Annotated in this window: 25 protein-coding genes and 1 tRNA gene; 15 read left to right on the forward strand and 11 right to left on the reverse strand. The window is 59.1% G+C overall.

Annotation, left to right across the window (positions count from 1 at the left end; genetic code table 11):
* Positions 1-276 precede the first annotated feature (276 nt).
* Complete coding sequence (locus QQJ86_RS18765) at positions 277-1,722, forward strand: glycosyl hydrolase family 28-related protein (RefSeq protein WP_284322505.1); 1,446 nt, start codon at positions 277-279, stop codon at positions 1,720-1,722.
* Positions 1,723-1,916: 194 nt separating this feature from the next.
* Here QQJ86_RS18765 and QQJ86_RS18770 read toward each other — a convergent pair.
* Positions 1,917-1,993: transfer RNA gene (locus tag QQJ86_RS18770), tRNA-Pro, on the reverse strand.
* A gap of 162 nt (positions 1,994-2,155) precedes the next feature.
* Between QQJ86_RS18770 and hisS the strand changes: the two genes are divergently transcribed.
* From hisS to QQJ86_RS18785, 3 genes are all read left to right on the forward strand, one after another.
* Complete coding sequence (gene hisS / locus QQJ86_RS18775) at positions 2,156-3,571, forward strand: histidine--tRNA ligase (RefSeq protein ID WP_284322506.1); 1,416 nt, start codon at positions 2,156-2,158, stop codon at positions 3,569-3,571.
* Between the two features lie 176 nt (positions 3,572-3,747).
* Complete coding sequence (locus QQJ86_RS18780) at positions 3,748-4,044, forward strand: GIY-YIG nuclease family protein (RefSeq protein WP_284322507.1); 297 nt, start codon at positions 3,748-3,750, stop codon at positions 4,042-4,044.
* A 47-nt stretch (positions 4,045-4,091) separates the two neighbouring features.
* Positions 4,092-5,984 carry an HAL/PAL/TAL family ammonia-lyase gene (locus QQJ86_RS18785; protein WP_284322508.1) on the forward strand — a complete coding sequence of 631 codons (1,893 nt, stop codon included), beginning with the start codon at positions 4,092-4,094 and terminating at the stop codon, positions 5,982-5,984.
* A gap of 134 nt (positions 5,985-6,118) precedes the next feature.
* Here QQJ86_RS18785 and QQJ86_RS18790 read toward each other — a convergent pair whose 3' ends face one another.
* Entirely contained in the window at positions 6,119-6,736 is a 618-nt protein-coding gene (locus tag QQJ86_RS18790; protein ID WP_284322509.1) for a DUF998 domain-containing protein, read from the reverse strand.
* A gap of 158 nt (positions 6,737-6,894) precedes the next feature.
* Here QQJ86_RS18790 and QQJ86_RS18795 point away from each other — a divergent pair, with 158 nt between their 5' ends.
* From QQJ86_RS18795 to hisIE, 9 genes are all read left to right on the forward strand, one after another.
* Entirely contained in the window at positions 6,895-7,230 is a 336-nt protein-coding gene (locus QQJ86_RS18795; RefSeq protein WP_284322510.1) for a YerC/YecD family TrpR-related protein, read from the forward strand.
* On the forward strand, positions 7,227-8,120 hold the full coding sequence (gene hisG, locus QQJ86_RS18800) for an ATP phosphoribosyltransferase (RefSeq protein ID WP_284322511.1): 894 nt from the start codon (positions 7,227-7,229) through the stop codon (positions 8,118-8,120). The genes QQJ86_RS18795 and hisG overlap by 4 nt, the downstream gene beginning before the upstream one ends.
* 11 nt (positions 8,121-8,131) lie before the next feature.
* Entirely contained in the window at positions 8,132-9,439 is a 1,308-nt protein-coding gene (gene hisD, locus QQJ86_RS18805) for a histidinol dehydrogenase (protein ID WP_284322512.1), read from the forward strand.
* The gene (gene hisC / locus QQJ86_RS18810) at positions 9,436-10,527 is read left to right on the forward strand and encodes a histidinol-phosphate transaminase (protein WP_284322513.1); all 1,092 of its coding nucleotides are present in this window, start codon (positions 9,436-9,438) and stop codon (positions 10,525-10,527) included. The genes hisD and hisC overlap by 4 nt, the downstream gene beginning before the upstream one ends.
* Positions 10,528-10,542: 15 nt before the next feature.
* Positions 10,543-11,610: a bifunctional histidinol-phosphatase/imidazoleglycerol-phosphate dehydratase HisB gene (hisB, locus tag QQJ86_RS18815; protein ID WP_284322514.1), complete on the forward strand. Its 1,068-nt coding sequence runs from the start codon at positions 10,543-10,545 to the stop codon at positions 11,608-11,610.
* A complete protein-coding gene (gene hisH, locus QQJ86_RS18820; protein ID WP_284322515.1) occupies positions 11,607-12,197 on the forward strand; it encodes an imidazole glycerol phosphate synthase subunit HisH in 591 nt (196 codons plus the stop codon). Before hisB ends, hisH begins: the two co-directional genes overlap by 4 nt.
* Positions 12,198-12,362: 165 nt before the next feature.
* Complete coding sequence (gene hisA / locus QQJ86_RS18825; protein WP_284322516.1) at positions 12,363-13,091, forward strand: 1-(5-phosphoribosyl)-5-[(5-phosphoribosylamino)methylideneamino]imidazole-4-carboxamide isomerase; 729 nt, start codon at positions 12,363-12,365, stop codon at positions 13,089-13,091.
* The gene (gene hisF / locus QQJ86_RS18830) at positions 13,085-13,876 is read left to right on the forward strand and encodes an imidazole glycerol phosphate synthase subunit HisF (protein ID WP_284322517.1); all 792 of its coding nucleotides are present in this window, start codon (positions 13,085-13,087) and stop codon (positions 13,874-13,876) included. The genes hisA and hisF overlap by 7 nt, the downstream gene beginning before the upstream one ends.
* Positions 13,869-14,501: a bifunctional phosphoribosyl-AMP cyclohydrolase/phosphoribosyl-ATP diphosphatase HisIE gene (gene hisIE, locus QQJ86_RS18835; protein WP_284322518.1), complete on the forward strand. Its 633-nt coding sequence runs from the start codon at positions 13,869-13,871 to the stop codon at positions 14,499-14,501. The genes hisF and hisIE overlap by 8 nt, the downstream gene beginning before the upstream one ends.
* A 79-nt stretch (positions 14,502-14,580) precedes the next feature.
* On the opposite strand, the gene QQJ86_RS18840 is transcribed toward hisIE, so the two are convergent.
* The 4 genes from QQJ86_RS18840 to QQJ86_RS18855 form a co-directional block, all read right to left on the reverse strand.
* The gene (locus QQJ86_RS18840; protein WP_284322519.1) at positions 14,581-15,591 is read right to left on the reverse strand and encodes a C13 family peptidase; all 1,011 of its coding nucleotides are present in this window, start codon (positions 15,589-15,591) and stop codon (positions 14,581-14,583) included.
* 7 nt (positions 15,592-15,598) lie between these two features.
* Positions 15,599-16,285: an acireductone synthase gene (mtnC, locus tag QQJ86_RS18845; protein ID WP_284322520.1), complete on the reverse strand. Its 687-nt coding sequence runs from the start codon at positions 16,283-16,285 to the stop codon at positions 15,599-15,601.
* 136 nt (positions 16,286-16,421) lie between these two features.
* On the reverse strand, positions 16,422-16,982 hold the full coding sequence (locus QQJ86_RS18850; RefSeq protein ID WP_284322521.1) for a 1,2-dihydroxy-3-keto-5-methylthiopentene dioxygenase: 561 nt from the start codon (positions 16,980-16,982) through the stop codon (positions 16,422-16,424).
* Positions 16,979-17,626 (reverse strand): methylthioribulose 1-phosphate dehydratase, encoded by a 648-nt coding sequence (locus QQJ86_RS18855; RefSeq protein ID WP_284322522.1) that lies wholly within the window; start codon positions 17,624-17,626, stop codon positions 16,979-16,981. Before QQJ86_RS18855 ends, QQJ86_RS18850 begins: the two co-directional genes overlap by 4 nt.
* 155 nt (positions 17,627-17,781) lie before the next feature.
* Here QQJ86_RS18855 and QQJ86_RS18860 point away from each other — a divergent pair, with 155 nt between their 5' ends.
* Entirely contained in the window at positions 17,782-18,114 is a 333-nt protein-coding gene (locus QQJ86_RS18860; RefSeq protein WP_284322523.1) for a high-potential iron-sulfur protein, read from the forward strand.
* Positions 18,115-18,501: 387 nt separating this feature from the next.
* Here the strand turns inward: QQJ86_RS18860 and QQJ86_RS18865 are convergent, their stop codons facing one another.
* The 3 genes from QQJ86_RS18865 to QQJ86_RS18875 form a co-directional block, all read right to left on the reverse strand.
* Entirely contained in the window at positions 18,502-19,986 is a 1,485-nt protein-coding gene (locus QQJ86_RS18865; RefSeq protein ID WP_284322524.1) for an amino acid permease, read from the reverse strand.
* Between the two features lie 77 nt (positions 19,987-20,063).
* A complete protein-coding gene (locus QQJ86_RS18870; protein ID WP_284322525.1) occupies positions 20,064-21,548 on the reverse strand; it encodes an amino acid permease in 1,485 nt (494 codons plus the stop codon).
* Positions 21,549-21,754: 206 nt separating this feature from the next.
* The gene (locus QQJ86_RS18875; protein WP_284322526.1) at positions 21,755-22,735 is read right to left on the reverse strand and encodes a hypothetical protein; all 981 of its coding nucleotides are present in this window, start codon (positions 22,733-22,735) and stop codon (positions 21,755-21,757) included.
* Positions 22,736-22,874: 139 nt separating this feature from the next.
* Between QQJ86_RS18875 and QQJ86_RS18880 the strand changes: the two genes are divergently transcribed.
* On the forward strand, positions 22,875-23,384 hold the full coding sequence (locus QQJ86_RS18880; RefSeq protein WP_284322639.1) for an NUDIX hydrolase: 510 nt from the start codon (positions 22,875-22,877) through the stop codon (positions 23,382-23,384).
* A 70-nt stretch (positions 23,385-23,454) separates the two neighbouring features.
* Here QQJ86_RS18880 and QQJ86_RS18885 read toward each other — a convergent pair whose 3' ends face one another.
* Positions 23,455-23,976 (reverse strand): 3-hydroxyanthranilate 3,4-dioxygenase, encoded by a 522-nt coding sequence (locus QQJ86_RS18885; protein WP_284322527.1) that lies wholly within the window; start codon positions 23,974-23,976, stop codon positions 23,455-23,457.
* A 49-nt stretch (positions 23,977-24,025) separates the two neighbouring features.
* A complete protein-coding gene (locus QQJ86_RS18890; protein ID WP_284322528.1) occupies positions 24,026-24,823 on the reverse strand; it encodes a hypothetical protein in 798 nt (265 codons plus the stop codon).
* Positions 24,824-24,830 lie beyond the last annotated feature (7 nt).

The raw sequence follows: 24,830 nt of genomic DNA on the forward strand, positions 1-24,830 counted from the left end.
CTGGACTTGGTACAGTCTGGATAGGGCGCTGTCGAGCACAGGTATGGGTGGCCGTGAGAACATAGCTCGGCTTGCTTCAGAGCTAGCCGGGCAAGGCTTGGTTGAGATAGTGGAGGGCGAGACTGAGTCTATGCCCGTCTATATATTGACTGCGAAAGGCAGGGCGCTAGTAAGCCACCTGTGAAGCAGTAATGTTCTGCGAAAAGGCCCCTTTTGAAGGGGCCTTTTTTGTTCCCATCGAGTAGCCTGATCGCTTTTGTAGTTGAGGAGCAGTACATGGAAAGACGAAAATTTCTTGAAGCCTTCCCACTTGCAGTTGGCGGGGCGATGGCTTTGGGTAGTGGGGACTCATGCGCCCAGGGGATTTCGGGCGATACGGTCTGGCTGGCCAATATTGCAGCACTTCGACTAGCTACCTCTACTACGCTTCCAGACACCTTCTGCCAGTTGCTTGGTTACAGCACAAACGGGGACGGTGGTCAGGGGCTTTTCGTCGTTGGTGCGAATGCAGCGGATAACAATGGCACGATCATCAATGATGCTTCAGGCCGAAGTTGGTATCGAGCAGGTTACGGTAACTGGCGATCGGTCAAATGGTTCGGCGCAACAGGTAACGGTACTACCGACGACACTGTCGCTATTCAAAATGCAATCAATGTCGGTGCCGGCACTGTTTACTTTCCTGCGGGCCACTATGTGACCAGCGCCACATTGGTCGTTAGCACCACAGGCACACAGATTGTTGGGGAATCTAAGGGGGCTGCACAAATTTCACCTACTGCAAGCGTCGACGTTTTTCACTTCAGCAATGTTGGGCTGTGTGGCTTCGCAAGCATGAGTGTCAGTTTTGCCGGCGCGCCAACGGCCGGTGCGGTGTTGAATGTGGATACATGTGGATTCTTTCGTTGTGAGGATTTCTATTTTTACAACTGTTACTACGGCGTCTATGTGAATGGTGTAAATGCACCTTGTTATATACAAACGTTCGACATTGATACCGTCAGTCACATTGGAATTTATTGGAATCAGCCAACGCCCGGTACGAGCAACGGTGGCTTGATCTTCATCGAAAGCGGCACCATCAGCTGCCCTTCTTCCAACGCTGCAACCGGTATTGCCCTGTTTGGTGGCGATACGTGTCGCATGACAAACGTCGATATCCTGCGTCTTGGGACTGGCGTCAACATCAGTCCACCGTCGGGCAATGTTGTCCAATGGGTTTTTGGCGAAAGCGTCGCTGCGGATACCTGTTACTCCAACGGATGGGTGATCAATCCTTCCTCTGGAGGAATCGCTCAAGGTATTCAGCTGGTGAATTGTTGGGGTTCAAGCTGTGCTGCTACGGGCTTCGAGGTGCGAGGCGGTTACAACATCCAATTCACGGCCTGTCGTGCGTTCAATAACGCGTTAGCAGGGTGGCAGTTTGTTGGGAGTGTGGCCCATTTTTCGATGGATGCATGCGTTGCTTCTGGCAATGGAACAACGAGCGCGAATGTGCCGGGCATTTACGTCGGTCCGGGCATTGGTAATTTCTCCATCCGAAATTGCACCGCTGCGCAAGTACAAGGTTTTGGCAATACGCAAAACTTCGGCATCATCGTGGATTCTGGTACGGGCGGTAATTACATGATTGTCAATAACTACACCCACGGGAACGTTGTCTCTGGGGTTAGTGACTATGGCACTGGACCAAATAGGTTGGTTGGCAGCAATTTGACCTAGCAAAGGATTAAGACGGGAACATCATTTTCGCGGAAGCGATTTGCTCTCGGTGAGAAGCGAAAATGGATCCCCGCTTTCGCGGGGATGACGACGCGGTGGGTTAGGCGTCTCGTCAAGCTTGGGGCCGGGAGAAAAAGGCCTGTTCAAATTGCATGAAAAAAGCCGGCTGCTAGGCCGGCTTTTTTAAGAAACATTGGTCGGGGTGACATGATTCGAACATGCGACTTCTACGTCCCGAACGTAGCGCTCTACCAGGCTGAGCTACACCCCGTGGGAGCCGCGTATCTTAACGGGGACGGGTGAGGTTGGCAACAGGCGAGAGCCTGCTCCTGGGGTGGAATTCCTGCCAGTGGCGGGGAAGGGAGACGGTTGCATCTGTTACGCTATTGGGCTGCTGTTCCGCAGCGCTTCCACCCCCAAAGCAGAGGATTCCATGGCGCTTACCCAGGCCCGCACCATGCCCGGCGTGCTCGAGCTTTTGCCGCTCGACCAGATTGCTTTCCAGCGCATGCTCGACGTGATCCGTCGCAACTACGAGCGCTTTGGCTTCCTGCCGGTGGAGACGCCGGTGATCGAGTATTCGGATGTGCTGCTGACCAAGACCGGCGGGGAGACGGAGCGGCAGGTGTATTTTGTACAGTCCACCGGCACGTTAAATGCCCTGGGTAAATGGGTTGAGGAACATGAACGTTCTGAAGCAACCGACAAAGTACCCGAGCTGGCGCTCCGCTTCGATTTGACTGTCCCGCTTGCCCGCTACGTGGCAGAGCACGAGCACGACCTCAGTTTTCCTTTCCGCCGCTATCAGATGCAGCGTGTTTACCGCGGCGAGCGTGCGCAGCGCGGGCGCTTCCGCGAGTTCTACCAGTGCGATATCGACGTGATTGGCAAGGATAGCTTGTCGATCCGTTACGACGCCGAAGTGCCGGCGGTGATCTATAGCGTGTTCCGCGAGCTGAACATTGGCGCGTTCACTATCCAGCTCAATAACCGCAAGCTGATGCGCGGTTATTTCGAGAGCCTGGGCGTGACTGATCCGGAGCAGCAGACGCTGGTGCTGCGCGAGGTGGATAAGCTGGATAAACGCGGCGCTGATTACGTGCGTGAAACGCTGACTGGTGCGGCGTTCGGCATGAGTGCCGAGGCGGCGCAGAAGGTGCTGGATTTCGTGCAGGTGCGTTCCACGTCGTTGCAGGATGCGTTTGCGAAGCTTGATGCGTTGGGTCCTGGTCCTGAAGTGATGGAGCAAGGGCGCTCCGAACTGAAAGAAGTGCTTGGCTTGATTCGCGATTTCGGTGTGCCGGAAACGCATTACGCGTTGAATCTGTCGATCGCGCGTGGCCTGGACTACTACACCGGTACGGTCTACGAGACCACGCTCAACGATCACCCGCAGATCGGCTCGATCTGTTCGGGCGGCCGTTACGAGAATCTGGCGGGGCAGTACACCAAGTCGCATTTGCCGGGCGTGGGTATTTCCATCGGCTTGACGCGTCTTTACTGGCAGTTGCGCGATGCGGGTTTGATCAGCACAGCGCACAGCACGGTGGATGTGCTGGTCACGCAGATGGATGCTGCGCAATTGCCGGCGTATCTGGCGGTGGCGAGCGAGCTGCGTGCGGCCGGCATTGCCACGGAAGTGGTGCTGGAGGGTGGCAAGCTCGGCAAGCAGTTCAAGTATGCCGATCGCGCGGGTATTCGCTTTGTGCTCGTGCTGGGTGAGGACGAGCTGGCGAAAGGTGTGGTGACGGTGAAGGATTTGCGTCGCGAGGATCAGTTCGAGGTGGCGCGCACGGAGCTCGTGAAAACGCTGCGGGTGGAGTTGGAGCAGGCAGCGGTGATGGGGTGAGGTTGTTGCCTTGCGCCTCAAGCTTCCACTGCCGTCATTCCCGCGAAAGCGGGAATCCATCTTGCCCTTTGTCGCATCCTTAAAATGGATTCCCGCTTTCGCGGGAATGACGGCTCTGAGGGCGAATGAGGTTGCTGCTGCGTGTTGTAGGTCATGGATGAAGAAGAGATGCATGGATGGCTTCAAAGCAACCCGCCGTTTACATCATGGCTAGTGGTGAGCGCGGCACCCTGTACGTCGGTGTGACGGGAAATCTTAGGTTTCGTGTATGGCAACACCGCGAGGGTTTGGGTGGTGGTTTTACCAAGCGGTACGACGTGAAGCGTCTCGTCTGGTTCGAACATCACGCAAACTTCCCCTCCGCTATCACTCGCGAAAAACAACTAAAGAAATGGACTCGCGCATGGAAGCTTCAACTGATCGAGACCGCCAACCCCACATGGCGTGATCTCTGGGAAAATCTGCAGGATTGAATCGTGGTTTTCCGCTTACGCGGTCATGACAACACGTTGGAGCCTTTGTGAACCAAACCATTCTCCTCGACGGTAACAGCCTCAGCCGCCAACAACTCGCTGCTGTGGCGCGTCATGGTTACGGTGTACGACTCGATGCCGAACAACTGGCGCGTGTGCGTCGTACTGCGGATTTTTTGTCGGAGAAGGTCAGCTGCGGCGAGCCGATCTACGGTGTTACTACCGGTTTCGGCAGCAACGCAGACAAGCTCCTTGGCGCGTATCGCCTGCGTGATGAACTGCCGGGCGGCAATCCGCACAAGCCGGAAGGCACGCTGCTGGAAGAGCTGCAGCACAACTTGATCACCACGCACGCCGTATGCGTGGGCAAACCGTTTTCTACGGAAGTAGTTCGCGCGCTGCTGGTGATCCGCATCAATACGCTGATGCGCGGCCATTCCGGCATTCGCGTCGAGACGTTGGAAGCGCTGACGGAGTTGCTCAATCGCGATGTGATTCCGGTGGTGCCGGAGAAGGGTTCGGTGGGTGCAAGCGGAGATTTGGCGCCGCTGTCGCACCTGGCGATCGTGCTGCTTGGCGGCGGCGAGGCCTTCTACAAAGGTGAACGTTTACCGGGTGCGGAAGCGCTTAAGCGCGCCGGCCTCACGCCGATCCGTCTCTCCTTCAAGGAAGGCTTGGCGCTCAACAACGGGACCGCGCAGATGCTCGCCACGGCAGCGCTGGCGCTGGATACGCTGGAATATCTGATCAACGTGGCAGATCTTGCCGCTTCGATGACCCTGGATGCTTTCGCTGGCCGCAGCGGCGCGTTGCGGCCGGAAGTGCATGCGCTGCGCCCGCATCCGGGCCAGGTGCAAGCAGCGGATCATGTGCGTGATCTGCTCACCGGCTCCACGCTGGTCGACATTCCTTATCATTTGGTGCCTCGCTTCCGCCCGTGGAGCGCCGAGGCGTGGAACACACCGGAAGATCAGGCGCTGAGTTTCGATATCGGTTGGGATTGGGTGCCAGCCAATCAGCGTCACGGTCGCGAGGCGTTCTACAGCCGCTTCCTGCCGTTCAAGGGTGGCAAGAAGCATCAGCCGCAGGATGCCTACTGCCTGCGCTGCATGCCGCAGGTGCACGGCGCGGTGCGTGATGCCTGGGCGCAGGCTTGCCGCATCATCGATATTGAATTGAATGCGGTCACCGACAATCCGCTGATCTTCCCGGATAACACCGATGCCACGCACATCGAAGAGCAGGTGATTTCCGCGGGCCACTTCCATGGCATGCCGCTGGCACTGGCGATGAGCTACGTGAAGGCTGCGATTCCGGTGCTGGCATCGATTTCCGAGCGCCGCCTCAACAAGCTGGTCGACCCGGCCACCAACGATGGCCTGCCGGCTTTCCTCACCGGCAACGAAGACGGTACTGATTCCGGCTTCATGATCGTGCAGTACACGGCGGCGGCGTTGGTGAACGATCTGGCCACGCGCGCGCATCCGGCCAGCGTGTATTCGGTGCCGACCAGCGCGAACGCGGAAGATCACGTTTCCATGGGTGCAAACGAAGCACGCCATGTACTGGAAATGACCGAAGACCTCAGTCACGTGCTGGCGCTGGAGTTGTACACCGCGGCACAGGCGTTGGACTACCGTCAGGAAATGCTCAACGCCGCACGCCGCCTTGCTGCGCGTGGTGATTGGCAGGCGTTGGCTTCAAAGGTCACCAATGCGCCGCGTGAAGATCACTCGCACTATGCGCAGTTCGTCGAAGAAGTGAAGCAGCTCACCGCCGCGCTGTCGGAAGTTGGTGAGTTCCACGCGGGTGAAGCCGTGCGCAAGGCATATGAAACCCTGCGCAAGCAGATCAGCTTCATCCACCGTGACCGTGCGATGGATGGCGATGTGCGTACGGTGTGTGAACTGGTACAGCAGAAGGCGTTCGCGGGCGTGTAAAGCCCGGCGCACTGAGGCATGGGTGTCTGCGTAACACGTTGAACAGACAAAACTCGTCGAGTCGTCATTCCGGCCTTCGCCGGAATGGCGGTGAGGCTCTGCCAAGCAACCCCGGCGACACGTAAATACCTATGTCACCGAGTTGAGCGCAGTAACTGGCGTGCGGCCCAGCTCAGCCACAGCAATATCAAGACAATCAGCAGCTTCTGCATCAGGCCATGCGGAAGATTGCGCATGAGCACCTGCAGCCAAAGTGCGACTGTAGCTAACCACGCGAGCAAAAGGCCTGGATAACGACTGACCCCCAAGCGCGGATCACGACGCCAACGGCTGGAAAGCAGCAGCATGCCGAAGCTCAACGTTAGGAAGGTCGACTGTGCCGCCAGTCCATGAATCAACGCGGCCAGGTCTTCATGTGATGTGCCTTTGAATAGCTCGGTCGCCGCCACCACAGGCAGCAACAGCCCTGGTATGGCGAATAACACCAGCGCCAGAGCACTGCGCAATGGCGCAGCGGTTGCTCGATAAGCGGGTACGGCAAACACGATCAGCGCCACGCCCATTAGATAGTAGGTGAGGCGTACGTATGCGCCACCTGGACCAGTGAGGTAGATGCTCAGCGGCACTGCGATGGGATCGAGATCCGTGCGCCAGTACTGCGCGGCGCCGCAGACGGCAGCGAAAGCGATGACTGCGGCAATCATCAGGTAGGCCGCAGGACGAATCACTGGGGAGGCAAGTCCTTTGTTCATGGCATCTCCATGCGTGGCGTGGGGAAGGGCGCCGCCTGCGAATGATACGGTCGTTGAACGCCCCGCATAGATGCCCAGATCACGCCCCGGATGGCGGCTTGCGCAAAACATAACCAGCGTCTAGAATGCGCTCCACTGTGTTAATGCGTTAGTACATTATGAAGCGCCGATCGATCGACCCCGAGACCCCGGAAGAGTCCGCCAGGCTTAGCCTGTGCCGGGCCTTGCTCTCGTTGAAGAACGCTGAGGAAATGAATGCCTTCCTCAACGACTTGTGCACGCCGGCCGAGCTGGAGGTGTTGGTGGATCGCTGGCGGGTGGTGCCGTACCTGCTCGAGGGTGTGTCCTATCGGGAGATTCACGAGCGCACTGCCGTCAGCATCACCACGATCGGGCGGGTCGCGCGCTATCTGAACCAGGGCGCCGGTGGTTATCTCGCGGCGGCTGCGCGCGCTACGCGTGCCCGTACGGCAGCGAAAAGGGCGCGTGCATGAAACCCAGGGATCGTTTGCGTATCGCCATGCAGAAATCCGGCCGGCTGACCGAGCCGGCGCTGGATCTGCTCAATCGCTGTGGCCTTACCTTCCGCCAGAGCCGCGACAAGCTGTTCTGCTTTGGCGAGGGCGAGCCGGTGGATCTGCTGCTGGTTCGTGATGACGATATTCCTGGGCTCATTGCCCAGGGCGTCTGCGATCTCGGCATCGTTGGCCGCAATGTACTCAACGAATTCAAGAACGGGGCTGGCAATGGCGCTGCGTCGCTCACCGAGTGGCGCCCGCTGGGTTTTGGACGCTGCCGTCTGTCGGTCGCCGTGCCGCAGGACATGAACTACAACGGGCCAGAGGATTTGGCAGGCCTGCGCATCGCTACCTCGTATCCCGCACTGCTCGGTACATGGCTGCGGGAGAAGGGCGTGGATGCCGGCGTCATCACCTTGGCCGGCTCAGTTGAAATTGCGCCCAAACTTGGCACGGCTGACGTGATCTGCGATCTCGTGCAAAGCGGCGGCACGCTGGTGGCGAACCAGTTACGCGAAACTGACGTGCTATTGGAAAGTGAGGCTGTGCTGGCCGGTCCGGAAACACTACCGACCGACGAGCGCGGCGATATGGTGGAGCTGCTGCTCAAGCGCCTTGACGGCGTGATCCAGGTACGCGAATCGCGCCTGCTGCTGCTGCAAACCTCGCGCACTTCGCTCGAAGCCGTCACGCGACTGCTGCCGGGCGGCCCGCAGCCGACGCTGCTGCCTGTGGCGGGGCAGCCCGATCAGCTGATGTTGCAGGCGCTTTGTGCCGGCGAAGTGAGTTGGCGGCAATTGGAAGAAATCAAGAAGGCCGGTGCGCGCGAGATGTTCGTGCTTCCGGTCGAAAAAATGCTTGCGTGAGACGTCTCGGCATGAAACGAATCGATTGGAATACATTGAACGAAGCCGAGCGTAACGCGGCACTGGCGCGGCCAGTACAGTCGCGAGCAGAGGAACTGCGTATTGGTGTCGAACGCATCATTGCTGAAGTGCGAGCCAAAGGCGATGTGGCGCTGCGTGAACTTTCCGCACGTTACGATCGCTGCACGCTGGACGTCTTCGAAGTCACTGAAGTGGAGTTCAAAGCGGCCGAAGCCAAACTGACGCCGGAACTGAAAGCGGCGATTCGTGAGGCCGCGGAGCGTATCGAAGCGTTTCATAGCGCAACTGCGCCGCAACCAGTGGGCGTAAACACAGCTGTAGGTGTGCGGGTCGAGCGCATTCTTCGCCCGATTAATCGTGTCGGCTTGTATGTGCCGGCAGGTAGTGCGCCGCTGCCTTCCACCGCATTGATGTTGGGTGTGCCGGCACGCATCGCCGGTTGTCGCGAAGTGGTGCTTTGTTCACCAGCACGTGCAGATGGCACCTGTGATGAAGCCGTGTTGTTCGCCGCGCGTACCGTGGGCGTGCATCGCGTCTTCAAGTTGGGCGGCGCGCAAGCGATTGCGGCCATGGCGTACGGCACCGAAAGCGTGCCTCGCTGCGACAAGCTGTTCGGTCCAGGCAACTCATGGGTCACCGAAGCCAAGTTGCAGGTGTCTTCCGATCCGAATGGCGCGGCCATCGACATGCCGGCCGGCCCTTCGGAAGTGCTGGTCATTGCGGATGCGCACGCCAATCCAGTGTTTGTGGCAGCGGATCTGCTGTCGCAGGCCGAGCATGGGCCGGATTCGCAAGTGGTGTTGGTCAGCCACTCCGCCGAACTGCTCGACAAGGTTGCGGCTGAGGTGGATCGCCAATGCGCGCAACTGCCGCGCGGTGCTATCGCGGAGCAAGCGCTGGCACAGAGCCGATTGGTGGAAGTGAAATCATTGGCGCAGGCGGTGGAAGTGAGCAATCGCTACGCGCCGGAGCACTTGATCCTGCAAGTCAATGGCGCACGCGACTTGGTGTCCAGCATTGAAAGCGCAGGCTCCATCTTCGTCGGTGCATGGACACCCGAATCGGTGGGCGACTACTGCAGCGGCAGCAATCACGTATTGCCGACATATGGTTATGCGCGCAGCTACAGCGGCGTGTCGGTGGCCAGTTATCAGAAGCAGATTACGGTGCAGGAATTGGACCCCAACGGCCTGCGGGCCATCGGGCCGTGTACCGCCACGCTGGCGGCAGCCGAGCAACTCGAAGCGCACAGACGTGCCGTGACGTTGCGCTTGGAAGCTCTTGGAACGCGTTTATGAGTGTGCTCGATTTGGCAAGGCCGGAAATTCGCACGCTGCAGCCGTATTCGTCTGCGCGCATGGAAGCAGGCGGTGGGCAGATCATGCTTAATGCGAACGAATCAGCCTGGGAGCCTGCCGGCGACGTAGGGCTTGGCTGCAACCGTTATCCTGACCCGCAACCGGTTGCGCTATTGCAGGCGCTGGCAAGCCTCTACGGCGTGCGGCGCGAGCAGTTGTTCGTCGGCCGCGGCAGCGACGAAGCGATTGACTTGCTAGTGCGCGCGTTCTGCCGCGCCGGTCAGGATGCAATCGTGATCCAGCCGCCGACGTTCGGCATGTATGCCGTTGGTGCGCGCATTCAGGATGCTGGTGTGATCGAAGTACCGTTGGCGGAGGATTTCAGCCTCGACATTTCCGCTTTGCTCGCGGCGATCACGCCTGCAGTAAAGCTGGTGTTCCTGTGTACGCCCAATAATCCCAGCGGCAAGTCAATATCGCGTGTAGATGTCGAGCGCGTAGCGCAAGCGCTGGCTGGCCGTGCCTTGCTGGTGGTGGACGAGGCATATATCGAGTTTTCCGATCAGGCCAGCGTCGCTGATCTGATCGAGCATTATGAACACCTTGCGGTGCTGCGAACTTTGTCCAAGGCCTGGGCGCTGGCAGGTGCGCGTATTGGAAGCTTGATTGCGAATCCCGAAGTGATCGGACTGATCAGGCGGATCATGCCGCCTTATCCGTTGCCGTTGCCGTGTGTCGCGGCAGCGTTGGCAGCACTGTCACCATCGGGTCAGGATGCTGCGCGCGAACATATTGCTATCGTGCGAGAACAGCGTGCTGTTATGCGCGATGCCCTGGCCGGCGTTGCGGGCGTGCGCGAAGTCCTTCCTTCCGATGCCAACTTCCTGGCCGTGCGTTTCGACGATGCGGGTGCTGTCTATCAGCGCCTGCTGCAGGCGGGGATCGTGGTGCGGGATGTGCGTCGCTACCCCAAGCTGCAGGATGCGTTGCGCATCACTGTGGGCACGCCTGCCGAGAACCAGCGTGTGCTTGCTCTGTTGAATAGTCCGGCTATGGACGGCCGGGTTTTTGCCGATGGATCGGCATAAAGGTAACTAACAAGCATGAGCCGAAAAATATTATTTGTTGATCGGGATGGTTGCCTGATCGAAGAACCTGCTGACGAGCAGATCGACAGCTATGAAAAACTGTCCTTGCTGCCAGGTGTGATGGCCGCGTTGCAGCGCATCGTCGCAGCCGGCTACGAGTTGGTGATGGTTACCAACCAGGATGGATTGGGTACGGATCGTTTTCCGCAAGCGCATTTCGACGGCCCGCACGATTTGCTGATGCGCATCTTCGCTTCGCAAGGCGTGCGCTTTCGCGAAGTGCTCATCGACCGCAGCTTTCCACACGATGGGCTGGATACGCGCAAGCCAGGCATTGGCATGATGCGGCAATATCTGGCCGATGACAGCTGGACGCGCGCAGATTCCGCCATGGTAGGCGATCGGGAGACCGACCTGCAGTTTGCGGCGAATATGGGCGTGCGTGGCTTTCGCGTAGGGCCGAACGGTGTGAGCTGGGAAGAGGTTGCCCATCAACTGCTCGATCGGCCGCGCGTGGCAGAAGTGGTGCGCAACACCAAAGAAACCCGCATCAAGGTGCGCGTGGATTTGGATGCGCAAGCGGAACCGGTAGCGCACACCGGCCTGGGCTTTTTCGATCACATGCTGGAGCAGATCGGCAAGCACGGTGGTTTCGCACTCAGCATCACGTGTGATGGTGATACCGAGATCGATGAGCACCACACCATCGAAGATTGCGCGCTCGCGTTAGGGCAGGCTTTACGCCAGGCTCTGGGCGATAAGCGCGGCATCGGTAGATACGGTTTTACGCTGCCGATGGATGAATCCTTGGCCAGTGCTGCGCTGGATCTGTCGGGCCGCCCGTACTTCGTATTCGAAGGCCAGTTTCCGCGCGAGCGGGTCGGCGACGTGCCGACCGAATTGGTGCCGCATTTCTTTCGTTCCCTGTGCGACACGCTGGGCGCCAACCTTCACCTGACGGTGAAGGGCGACAACGCACACCACATGGTGGAAGGTTGCTTCAAGGTCACCGCGCGTACTTTGCGCCAGGCGATCCGTCGCGAAGGTGATGAACTGCCAAGTACGAAGGGAGCTCTGCAATGAGCGTGGTCCTGGTCGATGCCGGCGGCACCAATATCGGCTCGGTGCGTTATGCGTTACAGCGGCTGGGTGTGGATGCTGCCTTGACCGCCGATGCTGAGCGCATTCGCGGTGCGGACAAAGTCATTCTTCCGGGTGTCGGCGCCGCGGCGCCGGGCATGGCTCGCTTGCGTGAGTTGGAATTGGTCGATGTGATTCGTTCACTCACGCAGCCAGTGCTGGGTGTGTGTTTAGGGATGCAACTGCTGTGTGAGCATTCCGAGGAAAGCGATACGCCGTGTCTGGGGGTGATTCCCGCGCCGGTACGCAGATTCGAAGAAACGCCTGAGCTGTGTGTACCGCATATGGGTTGGAACCAGTTATCACCTGTCAGCCAGCATCCTCTTCTGAAAAATCTGGAAGAGGGCGATTGGGCTTACTTCGTGCACAGCTATGGCGTACCGCTGGGTGATTACACGCTCGTGAGTAGTGATTACGGTGGTGCGTTTTCAGCGGTGATTGCGAGTGGCAATTTTCATGGGATGCAGTTTCATCCGGAGCGCTCGGCGCGGGTTGGGGCTAAGTTGTTGAAGAATTTTCTTGAGCTTTGACAGTGTGAGGAAAATCTCGTTAGTACAAGAGGGTCGTCATTCCCGCGAAAGCGGGAATCCATTTTCAAAGGTGCATCAGAGCAAATGGATTCCCGCTTTCGCGGGAATGACGGCCGGTAAGATTGGGCATTTGCGGGATGCGCATAGCAATAAGAGCAGATCAGAATGAACTTTGAGGTTATCCCCGCCATCGATCTGCGCAACGGGCAGGTAGTGCGTCTGAAGCAAGGCGACTATGCGCAAGAAACCCAGTACGCTGCTGCGCCTCATGAGATCGCCGCCCGCTATGCGCAAGCCGGCGCAGGTTGGCTACACGTGGTGGATCTCGACGGCGCGCGTGCAGGTGACCTCGCCAACCTCAGCGTCATCGAAGCGCTCGCGAAAGCCGGTATGCAAGTGCAGGCTGGCGGCGGCGTGCGGGCGGAAGAAGACATCCTTCGTCTGTTCAAAGTAGGCGTACGTCGCGTGGTCGTGGGTAGCGTTGCCATTCGCGAACCGGAGCGCGTAGCGGAATGGCTGGATAAACACGGCGCAGAGCGCTTCACCATCGCGCTGGATACACGCCGCCGCGACAATAGGTGGACCTTACCCAGCGCTGGCTGGACCGAAGACGAAGCGCGCACGTTGGATGAACTGGCTCCCTGGTATGCAGCGCACGGCGCACGCCATCTGCTGTGCACGGACATCGAGCGCGACGGTATGTTGGCCGGTTTCAACCTTGAGCTTTACCAACACCTGGCGCAGACCGTGCCGCAATTGGCGGTGCAGGCGTCCGGCGGTGTGCGTTCGCTGGAAGACATCCGTGCTGCACGTGCGGCCGGTGCACGCGGTGTGATTCTGGGGCGCGCCTTGCTGGAAGGGCGCTTTACGCTGGAGGATGCATTGGCATGTTGAGTCGCCGCATTATTCCCTGTCTGGACGTGCGTGACGGCAAAGTCGTCAAGGGCGTGCGTTTCCGTGATCACGTGGTGATGGGCGAAATCGTCGATCTGGCTTTGCGTTATCGCGATGAAGGTGCTGACGAGTTGGTGTTCTACGACATCACCGCCAGCCCGGAAGGGCGTAGCGTGGATCGTGGCTGGGTGGAACGCGTGGCGCGGGTGATCGACATACCGTTCTGCGTAGCGGGTGGCATTCGCTCGGTGACGGATGCACGCGAGGTGTTGTACGCCGGGGCGGATAAGGTCTCGATCAATTCGCCGGCGTTGGAGCGCCCGGAGCTGATCGACGAATTGGCCGAGGCTTTCGGTGTGCAGTGCGTGGTCGTCGGTGTCGACTCCATGCGCGATGTGGATGGCGAGTGGCGCGTGCGCCAATACACCGGCGATCCGTCCAAAACGCGCTCGCTGGCGCGGCGTACGATTGATTGGATGGTAGAGGCGCAGCGTCGTGGTGCGGGCGAGATCGTGCTCAACTGCATGGATACCGATGGCGTGCGTCAAGGCTACGATCTGGTGCAGCTTGCTGCAGCACGGGCGGTCTGTACGGTGCCGCTGATCGCTTCAGGCGGGGCGGGAGTTGCGGAGCATTTTCGCGATGCGTTCACGCGTGCTCGTGTTGATGGTGCCTTGGCGGCCAGTGTTTTTCACAGTGGCGCCATTGCCATTCCCGATCTGAAGCGTTATCTCCGGCAGGAAGGGATCGTGATTCGTTTGCAAGAGGCCGTCGGCCATGAGTGAAACAGTAAGCAATTTCGATTCGCTGGATCTCAGCCAGATCGATTGGGCCAAGACGGAAGGATTGGTGCCTGCGATCGTGCAGCACTGGCTGACGGGCGAAGTGTTGATGCTGGGCTATATGGATGAGAGAGCGTTGGCGCTTACGCGAACCAGCAGCAAGGTGACTTTTTTCAGCCGCAGCAAACAGCGCCTATGGACCAAGGGCGAAAGCTCCGGGCATGTGCTGCATTTGAAGTCGATCCGTGTTGATTGCGATGGCGACACCTTGTTGGTGTTGGCCGATCCACACGGGCCGACTTGCCATCTGGGGACGCGTAGTTGTTTCGGCAACGAAGTGCGACCGCCAGTGGGCTTTCTTGCGCAGCTGGATGCGTTGGTGGAAAGCCGCAAGGAGGAATTGCCTGAAGGCAGTTACACCACCAAGTTGTTTCATGGCGGAACGCGGCGGATTGCGCAGAAGGTGGGCGAGGAAGGTGTCGAGACCGCTCTGGCTGCAGTGGCGCAGGGTGATGACGAGCTATTGGGCGAAGCGGCGGATCTGGTGTTTCATCTCACCGTGTTGCTGCGTGCGCGCGGGTTTGGGCTTGGTGATGTCGCGAAGGTTTTGGTGGAACGGCACGGGTAGTGCCTCCACGTCGTCATTCCGGCGAACACCTTCGCCGGAATGACGATGCCGCAAGATTGAGAAAGTAAGGAAATCCCTGTCATTGAGCTGCCGCGCTCGCACTACTCGCCGGCGCAGGCGGCGGCACGAACGGCACAGCAGGCCCCGGCGTCACATCCTTGCGCCACTGCGCAAGCTGCTGTGCGATGCCTGTGCCGATATCGATCTGCGGTTCGGAGGGCGTGAGCTTGTCTTGCTGTTCCCACGTAGCGATATCGCTCTTGGCGAGTTGGAAGGCGTCGACGAAGTTGTCGGTCTTGTTCAGTGCATCGACCAGCCACGCTTTGCCGAAGTAGGTGATGTCGGAATCACTGCCGCAGCCGAACGAACTGCGATCCGTGCGCGCAGCGGTGAGCACCAGCGTGCCTGGACCACGTAGATCCGGTACGAAGCCGCCGGAATAGCAGGCGTTCACGACCACCACTTTCCATTTGAAGGGTCGCTTCTTCAGGATGCCGGCAAGATCGGGTGCGCCGATCTGGTCGAGCGGCAGCGGATCCATATCCACCAGCAGGTTGTGGTCCTCGTCGCCGTGTGAGGTCATGTAGAGCACCAGGATGTCCTGCTCTGGGTTCATCACACTGGCGAGCTGGTCCAGTGAATCTTCCAGATTGCTCCAGCTTGCCAACGGGTGCGCCTGCAAGCTGGTGGGATTGTTTTCAAGCACCAGCGCATGCGCGGTGGGGCCATAGCGCTGGGTAAAAAGTTGCGCCGCGTATTCGGCTTCGTTGCGAAATACGTCTTCGCCGCCGTCGCCCGCGAAAGCCACCAGATAGAGGTTGGGCTTGTCGGCGACGCGTGGAGAGAGTTTGGCCAGCGCTTTACGCACCATGGCTGGCTGCGCGTAGATCACCTGTTCGGGCGAGGGGCCCTGGCTGGGCCAGGTATCGCCGGTTTCGTTGTCTTCTACGTCGCTGCTGGTGGACGAAGGGGCTGGCGCGTTGGCCGTGCTTGACGTTTCGTCGTTATGCGGTGGCCGGTGCCCGGTTATCAGCAACATCAGCAGCACGCCGGCGGCGAAGGAGAGCAGGACGGTCAGGGTCGTGCGCATGGGGGGCTCAGAGCGAGATGGCGTCGAAGCTGGCGTAAGCGGGATGTCTGGGTTCGGGCGGCACTTCCAGCGGCGGTCGTAGCAGCCAACCGGTGTGCAGGCCGGCGGCGCGGGCGGCGTCCAGTTCCTCCACCACGTCAGAGAGAAACAACACGTGCTCTGGACGTTCGCCGATGGCATCCACGATGCGCTCGTAGGAAACCCGCTCTCGTTTGGGACCGGTTTCGGTATCGAAGTAGCCTGAGAGCAGGGGGCTGAGATCCCCAGAGTCGCTGTAGCGGAAGAACAGCTTCTGCGCCTGCACCGAGCCGGAGGAATACACGTACAGGTGCAGCCCCTCGCCACGCCAGGCGTGCAAACGAGCGGCGACTTCGGGGTACATGTGGGAGCGGTATTCGCCGGCCTCGAAGCCTTCCTGCCAGATCATGCCCTGCAGCGCCTTGAGCGCCGTGGACTTGCGGTCTTCGTCGATCCAGCGCAGCAGCATTTCCAGGATGTCTTGCCGGCTCGCTTCGATGATGCCGGCCTCCTTGGCCGCCTCGTGCAGCCAGTGCTGCACTTCGGGCGTGTCGCCGTGCGTCTCGATATAGGCCGGCAGGCGTTTGCGGGCGTAAGGAAACAGCACGTCCTTGACGAAGCTGATCGAGCTGGTGGTTCCTTCGATGTCGGTGACGATGGCGCGGATGACGGTCATGGGAGCCGGAGGGGATAAGGGGCTCCCAAGCTTAGCGTGGGCTTGTGCGGGCGCAAGCGTTTGATTTTACGGGTTGAGGTGTAAATCCCAACATTGCCATGCACATACGGCAGGATGTTGGGGGCTGCGCCCCAACCTATGCCGCGGTTGCCAGCGGCTGCATGCGCGGGAACTGCTGGGCGATATCCGAACCGGTGAAGTTGGCGACCCAGCCTTCCTTGTTGGTGAACAGGCGGATCGCCACGAAGTAGGGCGCCTCGCTCATGTCGAACCAGTGGCGGGTACCGTCCGGTACGCCGATCAGATCGCCCTGCTCGCACAGCACGTCATAAACCTTTTCACCGATGTGCAGCGTGAATTGGCCCGCGCCGGCGACGAAGAAGCGCACTTCGTCTTCGCTGTGAGTGTGTTCGCTGAGGAATTTCTGGCGCAGCGTGGCCCGATCCGGGTGATCCGGTTTCAAGCTGATCACGTCAACGGACTGATAGCCTTCTTCGCGCATCAGGCGATCGATGTCGCTGCGATAAGCGGCGATCACTTCGTCCTGGCTCGCACCGGGCGTGATCGGCTGGTTCGCTTCCCATTGCTCGAAGCGCACGCCCACCTTGGCTAGCTCGCGAGCGATGCCAGCGTGGTCTTCGTGAATCGAAAGCGGGCTGTGCGGATGTTGTTCTTCGAAAATGCGCAAGCGGCTCATGCGTGCAATCTCCTTAGATCTAGTTCGCAGCCGAGAAGGAATTCCAGCGCCTCCAGATGGCGGCGTGCTTCGGCCATGTCATGACCCCACGTATAGATGCCGTGGCCGTTGATCAAGTAGGCATGCAGCGGTTTGCCGGCATCGATCCAGGCATCCACCTGATCCACCAGCTCGGGCATGTGCTGCGTGTTGGGGAACACGGGAATGTCGAGCACGCTTTCGTGCGTGGTATGGCCGCGGATCGCCTTCTGCAGTTCCCAGCCTTCCAGGCGGATCACGCCGTCGTTCGCGAACAAGCGCGAGGCTACGCTTTGCGTGCGCGAATGCGTATGTAACACCACATTCATTTCGGGCCAGCGGCGATATACCTGCGTGTGCAATTCGGTCTCCGCGCTGGGGCGCGCGGTGGTGCCAACGGCTTTGCCATGCATGTCCACCAGCATGATGTCGTCGCGACCGAGCTTGCCTTTGTCACGCCCGGAGATTGTTATTGCGGCGTGATCGGCGTCTACTCGCATCGAGAAATTGCTGCTGGTGGCGGGCGTCCAGCCGTGTTGTGCAAGTTCGCGCGCTGCGTCGGCGATCGCGTCGGCGCGGTCGTAAAACAGCGCGGCGGGAATGGAAGCGGGAAGGTCTTGGCTCATGGCAAATAGACGTCCAAACGGAAGGCGACTATAGCACGGTGGGAAAAGTGCCAAATGCGAGTTATTCGCGAACAGGCTTCGGTGCGTCTCATCACGTTAGGATGCGGACAGCGTCGCCGCAGCTCCCGCGGCGAAAAACAACGATGAGGGTGGTTATGTCAGGACAAGAAAAGATCGAGTCGCGTCGTCGTTTCCTCAAACTCGCCGCGGGCACGGCCACTGCGGCAATGTTGGTGAGCGGGTTGCCACGCGTTGCGCGTGCAGATGATCTGCCGCATGTTTCCGAAGCCGATCCCACTGCGAAGGCGCTGGGTTATGTCGAAGACGCTACGAAGACCACGGACGCCAAGCACAAGCCTGGCGACAACTGCGTCAACTGCCAGTTCTACTCGGGTGCTGCGACCGGTTATGGGCCATGTCAGTTGTTCCCGGGCAAAGCAGTGAGTGCGAAAGGGTGGTGCATCTCGCATACGGCAAAGCAAGCCTGATCGCATCAGCCGCTGTACAAAGGCCGGCCTTGCGCCGGCCTTTTTGTTTGCGCGTGACACGCGCGCATAAAAAAACGCCTGTACGAGACAGGCGTTTATGAAAAGAAACGAAGGGGTGTTGCTGAAAGGTGCTACCCGAACGCGTCAGGTCGAGGAGCTAACTGGCCTGACGCGCCGGGTCGCGATCCGGGGCCCACTGCCAAGTGATCAACCCACGGGCCACTGATGATACTCCGGTTGACGGAAATACGGCGGGCCGAGGCTGGAAATTTGTGGCGCTGAAAATATTTCTTCTTAAAAATCATGAAGATAGAGATAAAATCGAAGGCGCCACATTCAGTTCATTAAAACGGCGTTAGCGTCAAAATCCCGTCTGTTTGGTACAAATCACGGAGATTCACCGGAGATCGCCGGCGTTCCGGGTTTTGCCGACCTATTGGCGATACGCAGGTGACTATGGCGTACTCCATAGGTGAAATAAATCGCAAAGCCAAACAGGGTCCAGGCCACCATCAGCGCCCAGTTGTACCAGCCCATGGTGGCCAGCAGCGCGCCGCAGCTCAGCACGCCGGCGATGCACACGAAGTGCGCCCACGGCACGCGGAAGGTGCGCGGCAACTCCGGCGACGTATAACGCAGTATCAACACACCCACGCACACGGCGGCGAAAGCGATCAGCGTGCCCATGGAGGTAAGGTCGGCCAGCACGCCGAGCGGAAACACCGCGGCTAGCACAGCAATGCCAAAGCCCGTGATCAGCGTGTTCAGGTGCGGCGTGCGATGGCGTGGATGGATACGGCTGAACACCCGTGGCAGCAAGCCATCGCGAGACATGATCATGAAAATGCGCGGCTGCGCGATGATCATCACCAGGATCACCGAAGACAAGCCGATCATCGCGCCGACTTCCACGATCAGACGCAGCCAGCCGAGTTCTGGATGTGCCTTGATGGCGGTGACCACCGGTTCGTCCGTACCGAGTTGCGTATACGAAATCAGGCCTGTCAGCACCGCAGCCATCGCCAGGTACAGCACGGTGCAGATCACCAGCGAGACGAGCGTGCCGAACGGCAGGTCGCGCTGTGGGTTTTTGCACTCCTGAGCAGCAGTGGAGGTGGCCTCGAAGCCGATATAGGCAAAGAACACCATGCCTGCGCCGCGCATGATGCCGGCCCAGCCGTATTTATGGCCGCCCTGAGATTGGGGAATGAAGGGATGCCAGTTGGCTGGATCGATATAGCGATAGCCGGCAATCACTACGACCACGATCAGGCCGACCTTGAGCAGCACCATCAGGAAATTGATACCGGAAGATTCCTTGATGCCGATGTAGCAAACCCAGGTAAGGGCCAGCACGATGGCGACGGCCGGTAGGTTGAACAGAGTCCCGGTGGGGACCAGATGGCCATCCTTGAAGTCGAGTGGGGCACCGGTCAGCACAGCGGGTAGATGAATACCGACATGGTCGAGCAGGCTGGTGAAATAACCGGTCCAGCTCACCGCTACGGCCGATGCGGAGATGGCGTACTCCAGCACCATGTTCCAGCCGATGAACCATGCCACCAGTTCGCCCAGCGTGGCATAGGCATAGGAATAGGAGCTACCCGAAATCGGAATCAGTGTGGCGAATTCGCAATAGCACAGCGCAGTAAAGCCGCTGCAGATCGCCGCAAGAATGAAGGAAATGAGTACCGCTGGCCCAGCGTTCTCCGCCGCCGCCTGGCCGGTCACTACGAAAATACCGGTGCCGATCACAGCGCCGATACCTAATGCGGTAATGCCCCAAGGACCAAGCGTTCGCCGCAGGGCAGGGCCATGCGCGTTTTCGTCTTCGGAAAAATCGGTCTTGCGGGCGAACAACTGTTTGAGCATAAGGCTCCCTGAAATGAAGCCGGCACGGTGTGTTCACCGTGCCGGGCTTGAGTCACTCGGTAACGCGGCGTGCGACCTTAGGCGGGTTCGGTGCCGTTGGCCAGATGGCTCTTGCGATGACCGTAGAGGTAATACACCACCAAGCCGACGATACCCCAGCCGAGGAACACTTCGATTGTTTTCCAAGGCAGATTGACGAACAAGAGCAAACAGCCGACCACGGCGAGCGGGCATACCAGCCATACCATCGGCGTGCGGAAAGGACGCTTGCGCTCCGGCTGCGTCACGCGCAGCACCATCACGCCGATGGCCACCATCATGAAGGCGAACAGCGTACCCGAGTTGGTGATATCAGCGAGCTGGCCGACCGGATAGATCGCACCAAAGAAAGACACGAACAGGCCTGTGATCAGCGTGATCACATGCGGCGTGTGGAAACGCGGGTGGATCTTGGAAAGCGAAGAAGGGAGCAGGCCGTCGCGCGCCATGGTGAAGAAGATGCGTGTCTGACCGTAAGTCATGGTGAGAATCACCGAAGGCAACGCAATGCTTGCTGCGGCGCCGATCACGTCACCCCACCAGTTGTGGTGCAGCAGACGCAGTGCATGCGCCAGCGCTTCCTTGCTGCACACCAGCGCGTCAGACCCTTTGCAAGCAGCTGCCATTTCCGACGTGCCCGGTTGGAGCATCACACCACCGGGACCGGTTACGGGCTGTGCACCCACCGAGCCGATAGCGCCGTAGCTCACCAAGAGATAGTAGATCGTGCAAATGCCAAGCGAGCCGATCAGGCCGATGGGGATGTTGCGATTGGGATTCTTGGTTTCTTCGGCGGCGGTCGAGACCGCATCAAAGCCTACGTAAGCGAAGAAAATGGATGCTGCTGCGCCGAGCACACCAATGCCACCCATCGGGCTGCCCCAGCCATTGGGCGTGAACGGTTGGAAATTCGTATCCTGCACTTTCGGCAAGGCGAGCACGATGAACACGGTCAGCGCGATCACTTTGACAAGAACGAGAATGGCATTGACCTTGGCCGACTTCGACGTGCCGATCACCAACAGGAACGTGACCACCGCACCGATCAGAAAAGCCAGCAGGTTGAAGGTGCCGCCGTCCATCGGACCTGCACGCAGGAACTCGGGCAGTCCAAGTCCGTGACTGGCCAACAAGCCGTTCATGTAACCTGACCAACCGACGCACACCGTACTCGCCGCGATGGTGTATTCCAGAATCAGCGCCCAGCCGACGATCCACGCCATGCCTTCGCCGAGTACGCCATAGGTATAGGTGTAAGCCGAGCCCGCCACCGGAACCATCGAGGCGAGTTCAGCGTAAGCCAGTGCGGCGAGCGTGCAGACGATGGCGGCGATCACGAACGAAACCATCATGCCGGGACCAGCTTTCTGGCCGGCTTCCGCCGTAAGCACGAAAATACCGGTACCGATAATGGCGCCGATGCCGAGCATGGTGAGCTGGAATGCGCCAAGCTGTCGCGTGAGAGCCTTTTTTTCTGCGGTGGCGATGATCTGGTCGAGTGGCTTGACGCGTTTGAATAGCATTAAATGCTCCCCGTGAATGCGGTGCCTCGTTTATCGAAAACGCTGTGGAATCGACCCTAGGGTCGGAGGCATCCGCGAAACATAGCCCAGCGGAGGGCAGAGGTACAAGCTGCATTGCGGATGAATTTGCCGTAGTACGAAGGGCTTGCAGCATGTACGCGCCGTCCGATGGCACTTGTATTAGATAGCGTATTTTGCTGCTTGCATCAGAAGACCATGTTGATGGCGGCCATCGGCGTGACGAATGCACCGTTGTTGCGTCCGGCGAAACTGAATTGCACGCCGCCCACGATGCCGATGCGATCGTTGAAGTTGTATTCGACGGCTGGCGCGAGGCTGTAGACATCGCGTGAGGCGTCGCGGCGTGCGAACTGCGTGGCCGCTTCGCCTTGTCCGATCATGCCTTTCAACTGCGAAGCGGTGTCCCGGCTGTAAGCGAGATCCATCGCCAGCACCCACTGCGGATTGATGCTGTACTCGACCGCAGTGGAAATGCCCAGCGAACTGCCCAGTTGCACGTTGCCGCGGAAATCTTGCGGCGTGCCGTAAGCACTCACGCCGCGTACATCGACACGACTAGGTGGAAGGCTGTAAGAGATGGTGGCGCGAAAACGCATCGGCCTGCCGTTTGGTAGCCACACGTACTGCTGCAACAGCGCGGAAAACGTATCGACGTTGGCGCCATTGCCGATCGCATTCAATGGGTTCTGATCGAGCCGATCGTAGACGCCGGTAGGGAACCGGTGCGAATACGCCAGCGATACGGCCGGATCCTTTTTGTCCGCACCGGGATCTAGCAGCATGTATTGGAGGCCTAGCGACGTATCCGTGGCACCAATGCCATCGGTATGCGCGCCACCGGACATCGCGTGGGCGCCGCCAAGGCCGAGTTGTACTTGGAGACGGTCGGTAACGCCGTAATAGATGGGTATCGACGTTTGCCACTGGCGAGTACTGGGCGTCTGCGCGTGACGGTTGCCCTGTTCGTCGTAATACGCGTTGCTCTGGTAGTACATCAGATAAGGCTCGATCAGCCAGCTCCCTGCTGGAAGTGTCACCGCATTCGAAGTGAGCAGAGGTCCGGTAAAATTGGCGGACGAATCTTGTGCGCTGACCTGGCTCGCGCATAGGGCGGATACGGATGCACAGGCGAGCAGAAAGCCGCGGCGATAATTGGGATGCGTCATCGTATGTGCGCCAATGAGAGACGGAAAATTCAAACTATCGACAGGCTTTCTTTCGATCTATCGAATAACTTTGAAAGTCTCGAATAACACCCATGAAGGACTAAGTTTGATGACGTTGCGAATGTCGCTGGACCGATACATGCAGAACTATGGAGATGACGAGCACGTAGCTGCGTGTAGGCGTTTCCTCGATGAAGCCGAACAGCCTTTTCATCGAGAAACTCTGTTCGGTCATTTCACGGGTTCGGCTTGGCTAGTGGATGGCTGTGGCGAGCGCGTTTTGCTTACACACCACCGCAAGTTGCAGCGGTGGTTGCAATTGGGCGGTCACGCCGATGGCGATAGCGATCTGGCGGCCGTCGCCTTACGCGAAGCGTGTGAGGAATCAGGATTGGTGGACTTGACTGTCGAGTCGGAGATTTTTGACGTGGACTGTCATTGGATTCCGGAGCGCAAAAACGAACCCGGGCATTGGCATTACGACGTGCGCTATGTTGTGCGTACGGGTGGCAGCGAGCAGTTTGTGGTGAGCGATGAGTCGCTGGAACTTGCGTGGATGTCCATTCGTGAACTAGCCGAAGCGCAGGACGCCGATGAATCCTTGCGCCGCATGGCGCGCAAGTGGCTGGCGCGGCGTAGGTTGGGTTAGCGAAGCGCAACCCAACAAAATCGCCTCGAATAGGTTGGGTTACGCTTCGCTAACCCAACCTACAAATGCGCTAGCCGTAGCGTGCAGGTGCGGGATTGAGGTGTCCGCACGCCTTACATGTCCGCGTTTCCCTGGATGCGTAGAACCGATCGAACACCGGCGGAAAATCGGTCTCGATGCTCTGCAGAACGAAATATTCCTCATACAGCTTGTGGTTGCACTTTTCGCAAAACCACAACAAACCATCTTTCTCATGTGGCAGCCGACGGCGCTCGATCACCAGGCCAATTGATTCCGGCATGCGCTGCGGTGAATGCGGTACGCGGGGTGGTAGGTAGAACAGTTCGCCGGCGCGGATGGGGATGTCGCGGGCCACGCCGTCGTCTTGCACTTTCAGCACCATCTCGCCTTCGATCTGGTAGAAGAACTCCGGGCCTTCGTCGTGGTGATAGTCGGTGCGTGCGTTAGGTCCGCCGACGATCATGATGATGAAGTCACCGTCGACGATGCATTTGTTGCCGACCGGTGGTTTCAGCAAGTGACGGTGTTCGCCAATCCAGCGTTGAAGGTCGATAGGTGGCAGCAGGGGCATGCGACGAAGTCCGGCGAAGGCAGGGCGCCACCATAACGCCGCAGCGCCGTTAGAGGGAAGATGCCGCGCCAGCCACCTCGCTCACCGGCAAGAACTGCAGAAACTGCCCGCCGAAGAAGCTTTGCCCGTAATCGATCACCGCTCGCCGGTATTTCTCAGCGGTGAATTCCGCCACCAGGTCAGTGCGTCCAATCATGCTGCCAAACAAACGCTCATAGCTGAGATTCTGGTCGCGCTCCGATAGCGCATTGGAAAGCAGCAGTGGCTGTCCCGCGCTATCTTTACGCTGAGCCAGCAACCACATAGCGATTTCCACGTTGCGGGCGGCGTTGTAGACGCGTTGCGCATCAAGGCCGTCGATGAGATACATCACACGTTTGCCACCGTGCGCGGTAATCAGCATGTCGCCGAGTCCGTAAATGAGTGTGCCGACGCGATCGCCTTTGAAGTTTGGATCGAGCGCCCGTTGCATGGCCTTGGTATCGCGCTCGGTAAGTCCAGGCAGGGCAGTGTGTTGATCGACGGCGTTGCGCACTCGTGCTTCAGCTTCTTCGCGACTGGCTGCGCCGCTTTTTTTCCATTCCGATGGATTGCGCTTGTAGAGCTTGTCCATCAGCAGATACAGCGTATCGAGATTGTTACGAATCTCCAGATTCGCCATGCGGTTGGGGTCGGATTGAATCAGCTGGCCCTTGGAGAGTTTTGCTTCCGGTACGACGTGGCCGTTGACGGGTGGCGTTGGTTTGCAGCCCGCGCAGATGAAGGGCATCAGCGCCAGGAACCATCTCGAGTACTTCTTCATGCCGAATGCGCCTGTCCATGCGCGCATAAAAAATGCGCCGCTCATGGCGGCG

Origin of the sequence: Dyella acidisoli (genome assembly GCF_030160295.1) — a bacterium.
GTDB classification, from domain to species: Bacteria; Pseudomonadota; Gammaproteobacteria; order Xanthomonadales; family Rhodanobacteraceae; genus Dyella_B; species Dyella_B acidisoli.

Coding starts and splice junctions, on each gene's coding strand:
- QQJ86_RS18890 (WP_284322528.1), bottom strand. CDS start 24,823: ATGAGCGGCGCATTTTTTATGCGCGCATGGACAGGCGCATTCGGCATG.
- hisH (WP_284322515.1), top strand. CDS start 11,607: ATGAGCGTGGTCCTGGTCGATGCCGGCGGCACCAATATCGGCTCGGTG.
- QQJ86_RS18870 (WP_284322525.1), bottom strand. CDS start 21,548: ATGCTATTCAAACGCGTCAAGCCACTCGACCAGATCATCGCCACCGCA.
- QQJ86_RS18865 (WP_284322524.1), bottom strand. CDS start 19,986: ATGCTCAAACAGTTGTTCGCCCGCAAGACCGATTTTTCCGAAGACGAA.
- QQJ86_RS18780 (WP_284322507.1), top strand. CDS start 3,748: ATGGCTTCAAAGCAACCCGCCGTTTACATCATGGCTAGTGGTGAGCGC.
- QQJ86_RS18795 (WP_284322510.1), top strand. CDS start 6,895: ATGAAGCGCCGATCGATCGACCCCGAGACCCCGGAAGAGTCCGCCAGG.
- hisG (WP_284322511.1), top strand. CDS start 7,227: ATGAAACCCAGGGATCGTTTGCGTATCGCCATGCAGAAATCCGGCCGG.
- hisB (WP_284322514.1), top strand. CDS start 10,543: ATGAGCCGAAAAATATTATTTGTTGATCGGGATGGTTGCCTGATCGAA.
- QQJ86_RS18885 (WP_284322527.1), bottom strand. CDS start 23,976: ATGCCCCTGCTGCCACCTATCGACCTTCAACGCTGGATTGGCGAACAC.
- mtnC (WP_284322520.1), bottom strand. CDS start 16,285: ATGACCGTCATCCGCGCCATCGTCACCGACATCGAAGGAACCACCAGC.
- QQJ86_RS18860 (WP_284322523.1), top strand. CDS start 17,782: ATGTCAGGACAAGAAAAGATCGAGTCGCGTCGTCGTTTCCTCAAACTC.
- hisD (WP_284322512.1), top strand. CDS start 8,132: ATGAAACGAATCGATTGGAATACATTGAACGAAGCCGAGCGTAACGCG.
- hisA (WP_284322516.1), top strand. CDS start 12,363: ATGAACTTTGAGGTTATCCCCGCCATCGATCTGCGCAACGGGCAGGTA.
- hisF (WP_284322517.1), top strand. CDS start 13,085: ATGTTGAGTCGCCGCATTATTCCCTGTCTGGACGTGCGTGACGGCAAA.
- QQJ86_RS18790 (WP_284322509.1), bottom strand. CDS start 6,736: ATGAACAAAGGACTTGCCTCCCCAGTGATTCGTCCTGCGGCCTACCTG.
- QQJ86_RS18765 (WP_284322505.1), top strand. CDS start 277: ATGGAAAGACGAAAATTTCTTGAAGCCTTCCCACTTGCAGTTGGCGGG.
- QQJ86_RS18875 (WP_284322526.1), bottom strand. CDS start 22,735: ATGACGCATCCCAATTATCGCCGCGGCTTTCTGCTCGCCTGTGCATCC.
- hisIE (WP_284322518.1), top strand. CDS start 13,869: ATGAGTGAAACAGTAAGCAATTTCGATTCGCTGGATCTCAGCCAGATC.
- QQJ86_RS18880 (WP_284322639.1), top strand. CDS start 22,875: ATGCAGAACTATGGAGATGACGAGCACGTAGCTGCGTGTAGGCGTTTC.
- QQJ86_RS18840 (WP_284322519.1), bottom strand. CDS start 15,591: ATGCGCACGACCCTGACCGTCCTGCTCTCCTTCGCCGCCGGCGTGCTG.
- hisS (WP_284322506.1), top strand. CDS start 2,156: ATGGCGCTTACCCAGGCCCGCACCATGCCCGGCGTGCTCGAGCTTTTG.
- QQJ86_RS18855 (WP_284322522.1), bottom strand. CDS start 17,626: ATGAGCCAAGACCTTCCCGCTTCCATTCCCGCCGCGCTGTTTTACGAC.
- QQJ86_RS18850 (WP_284322521.1), bottom strand. CDS start 16,982: ATGAGCCGCTTGCGCATTTTCGAAGAACAACATCCGCACAGCCCGCTT.
- hisC (WP_284322513.1), top strand. CDS start 9,436: ATGAGTGTGCTCGATTTGGCAAGGCCGGAAATTCGCACGCTGCAGCCG.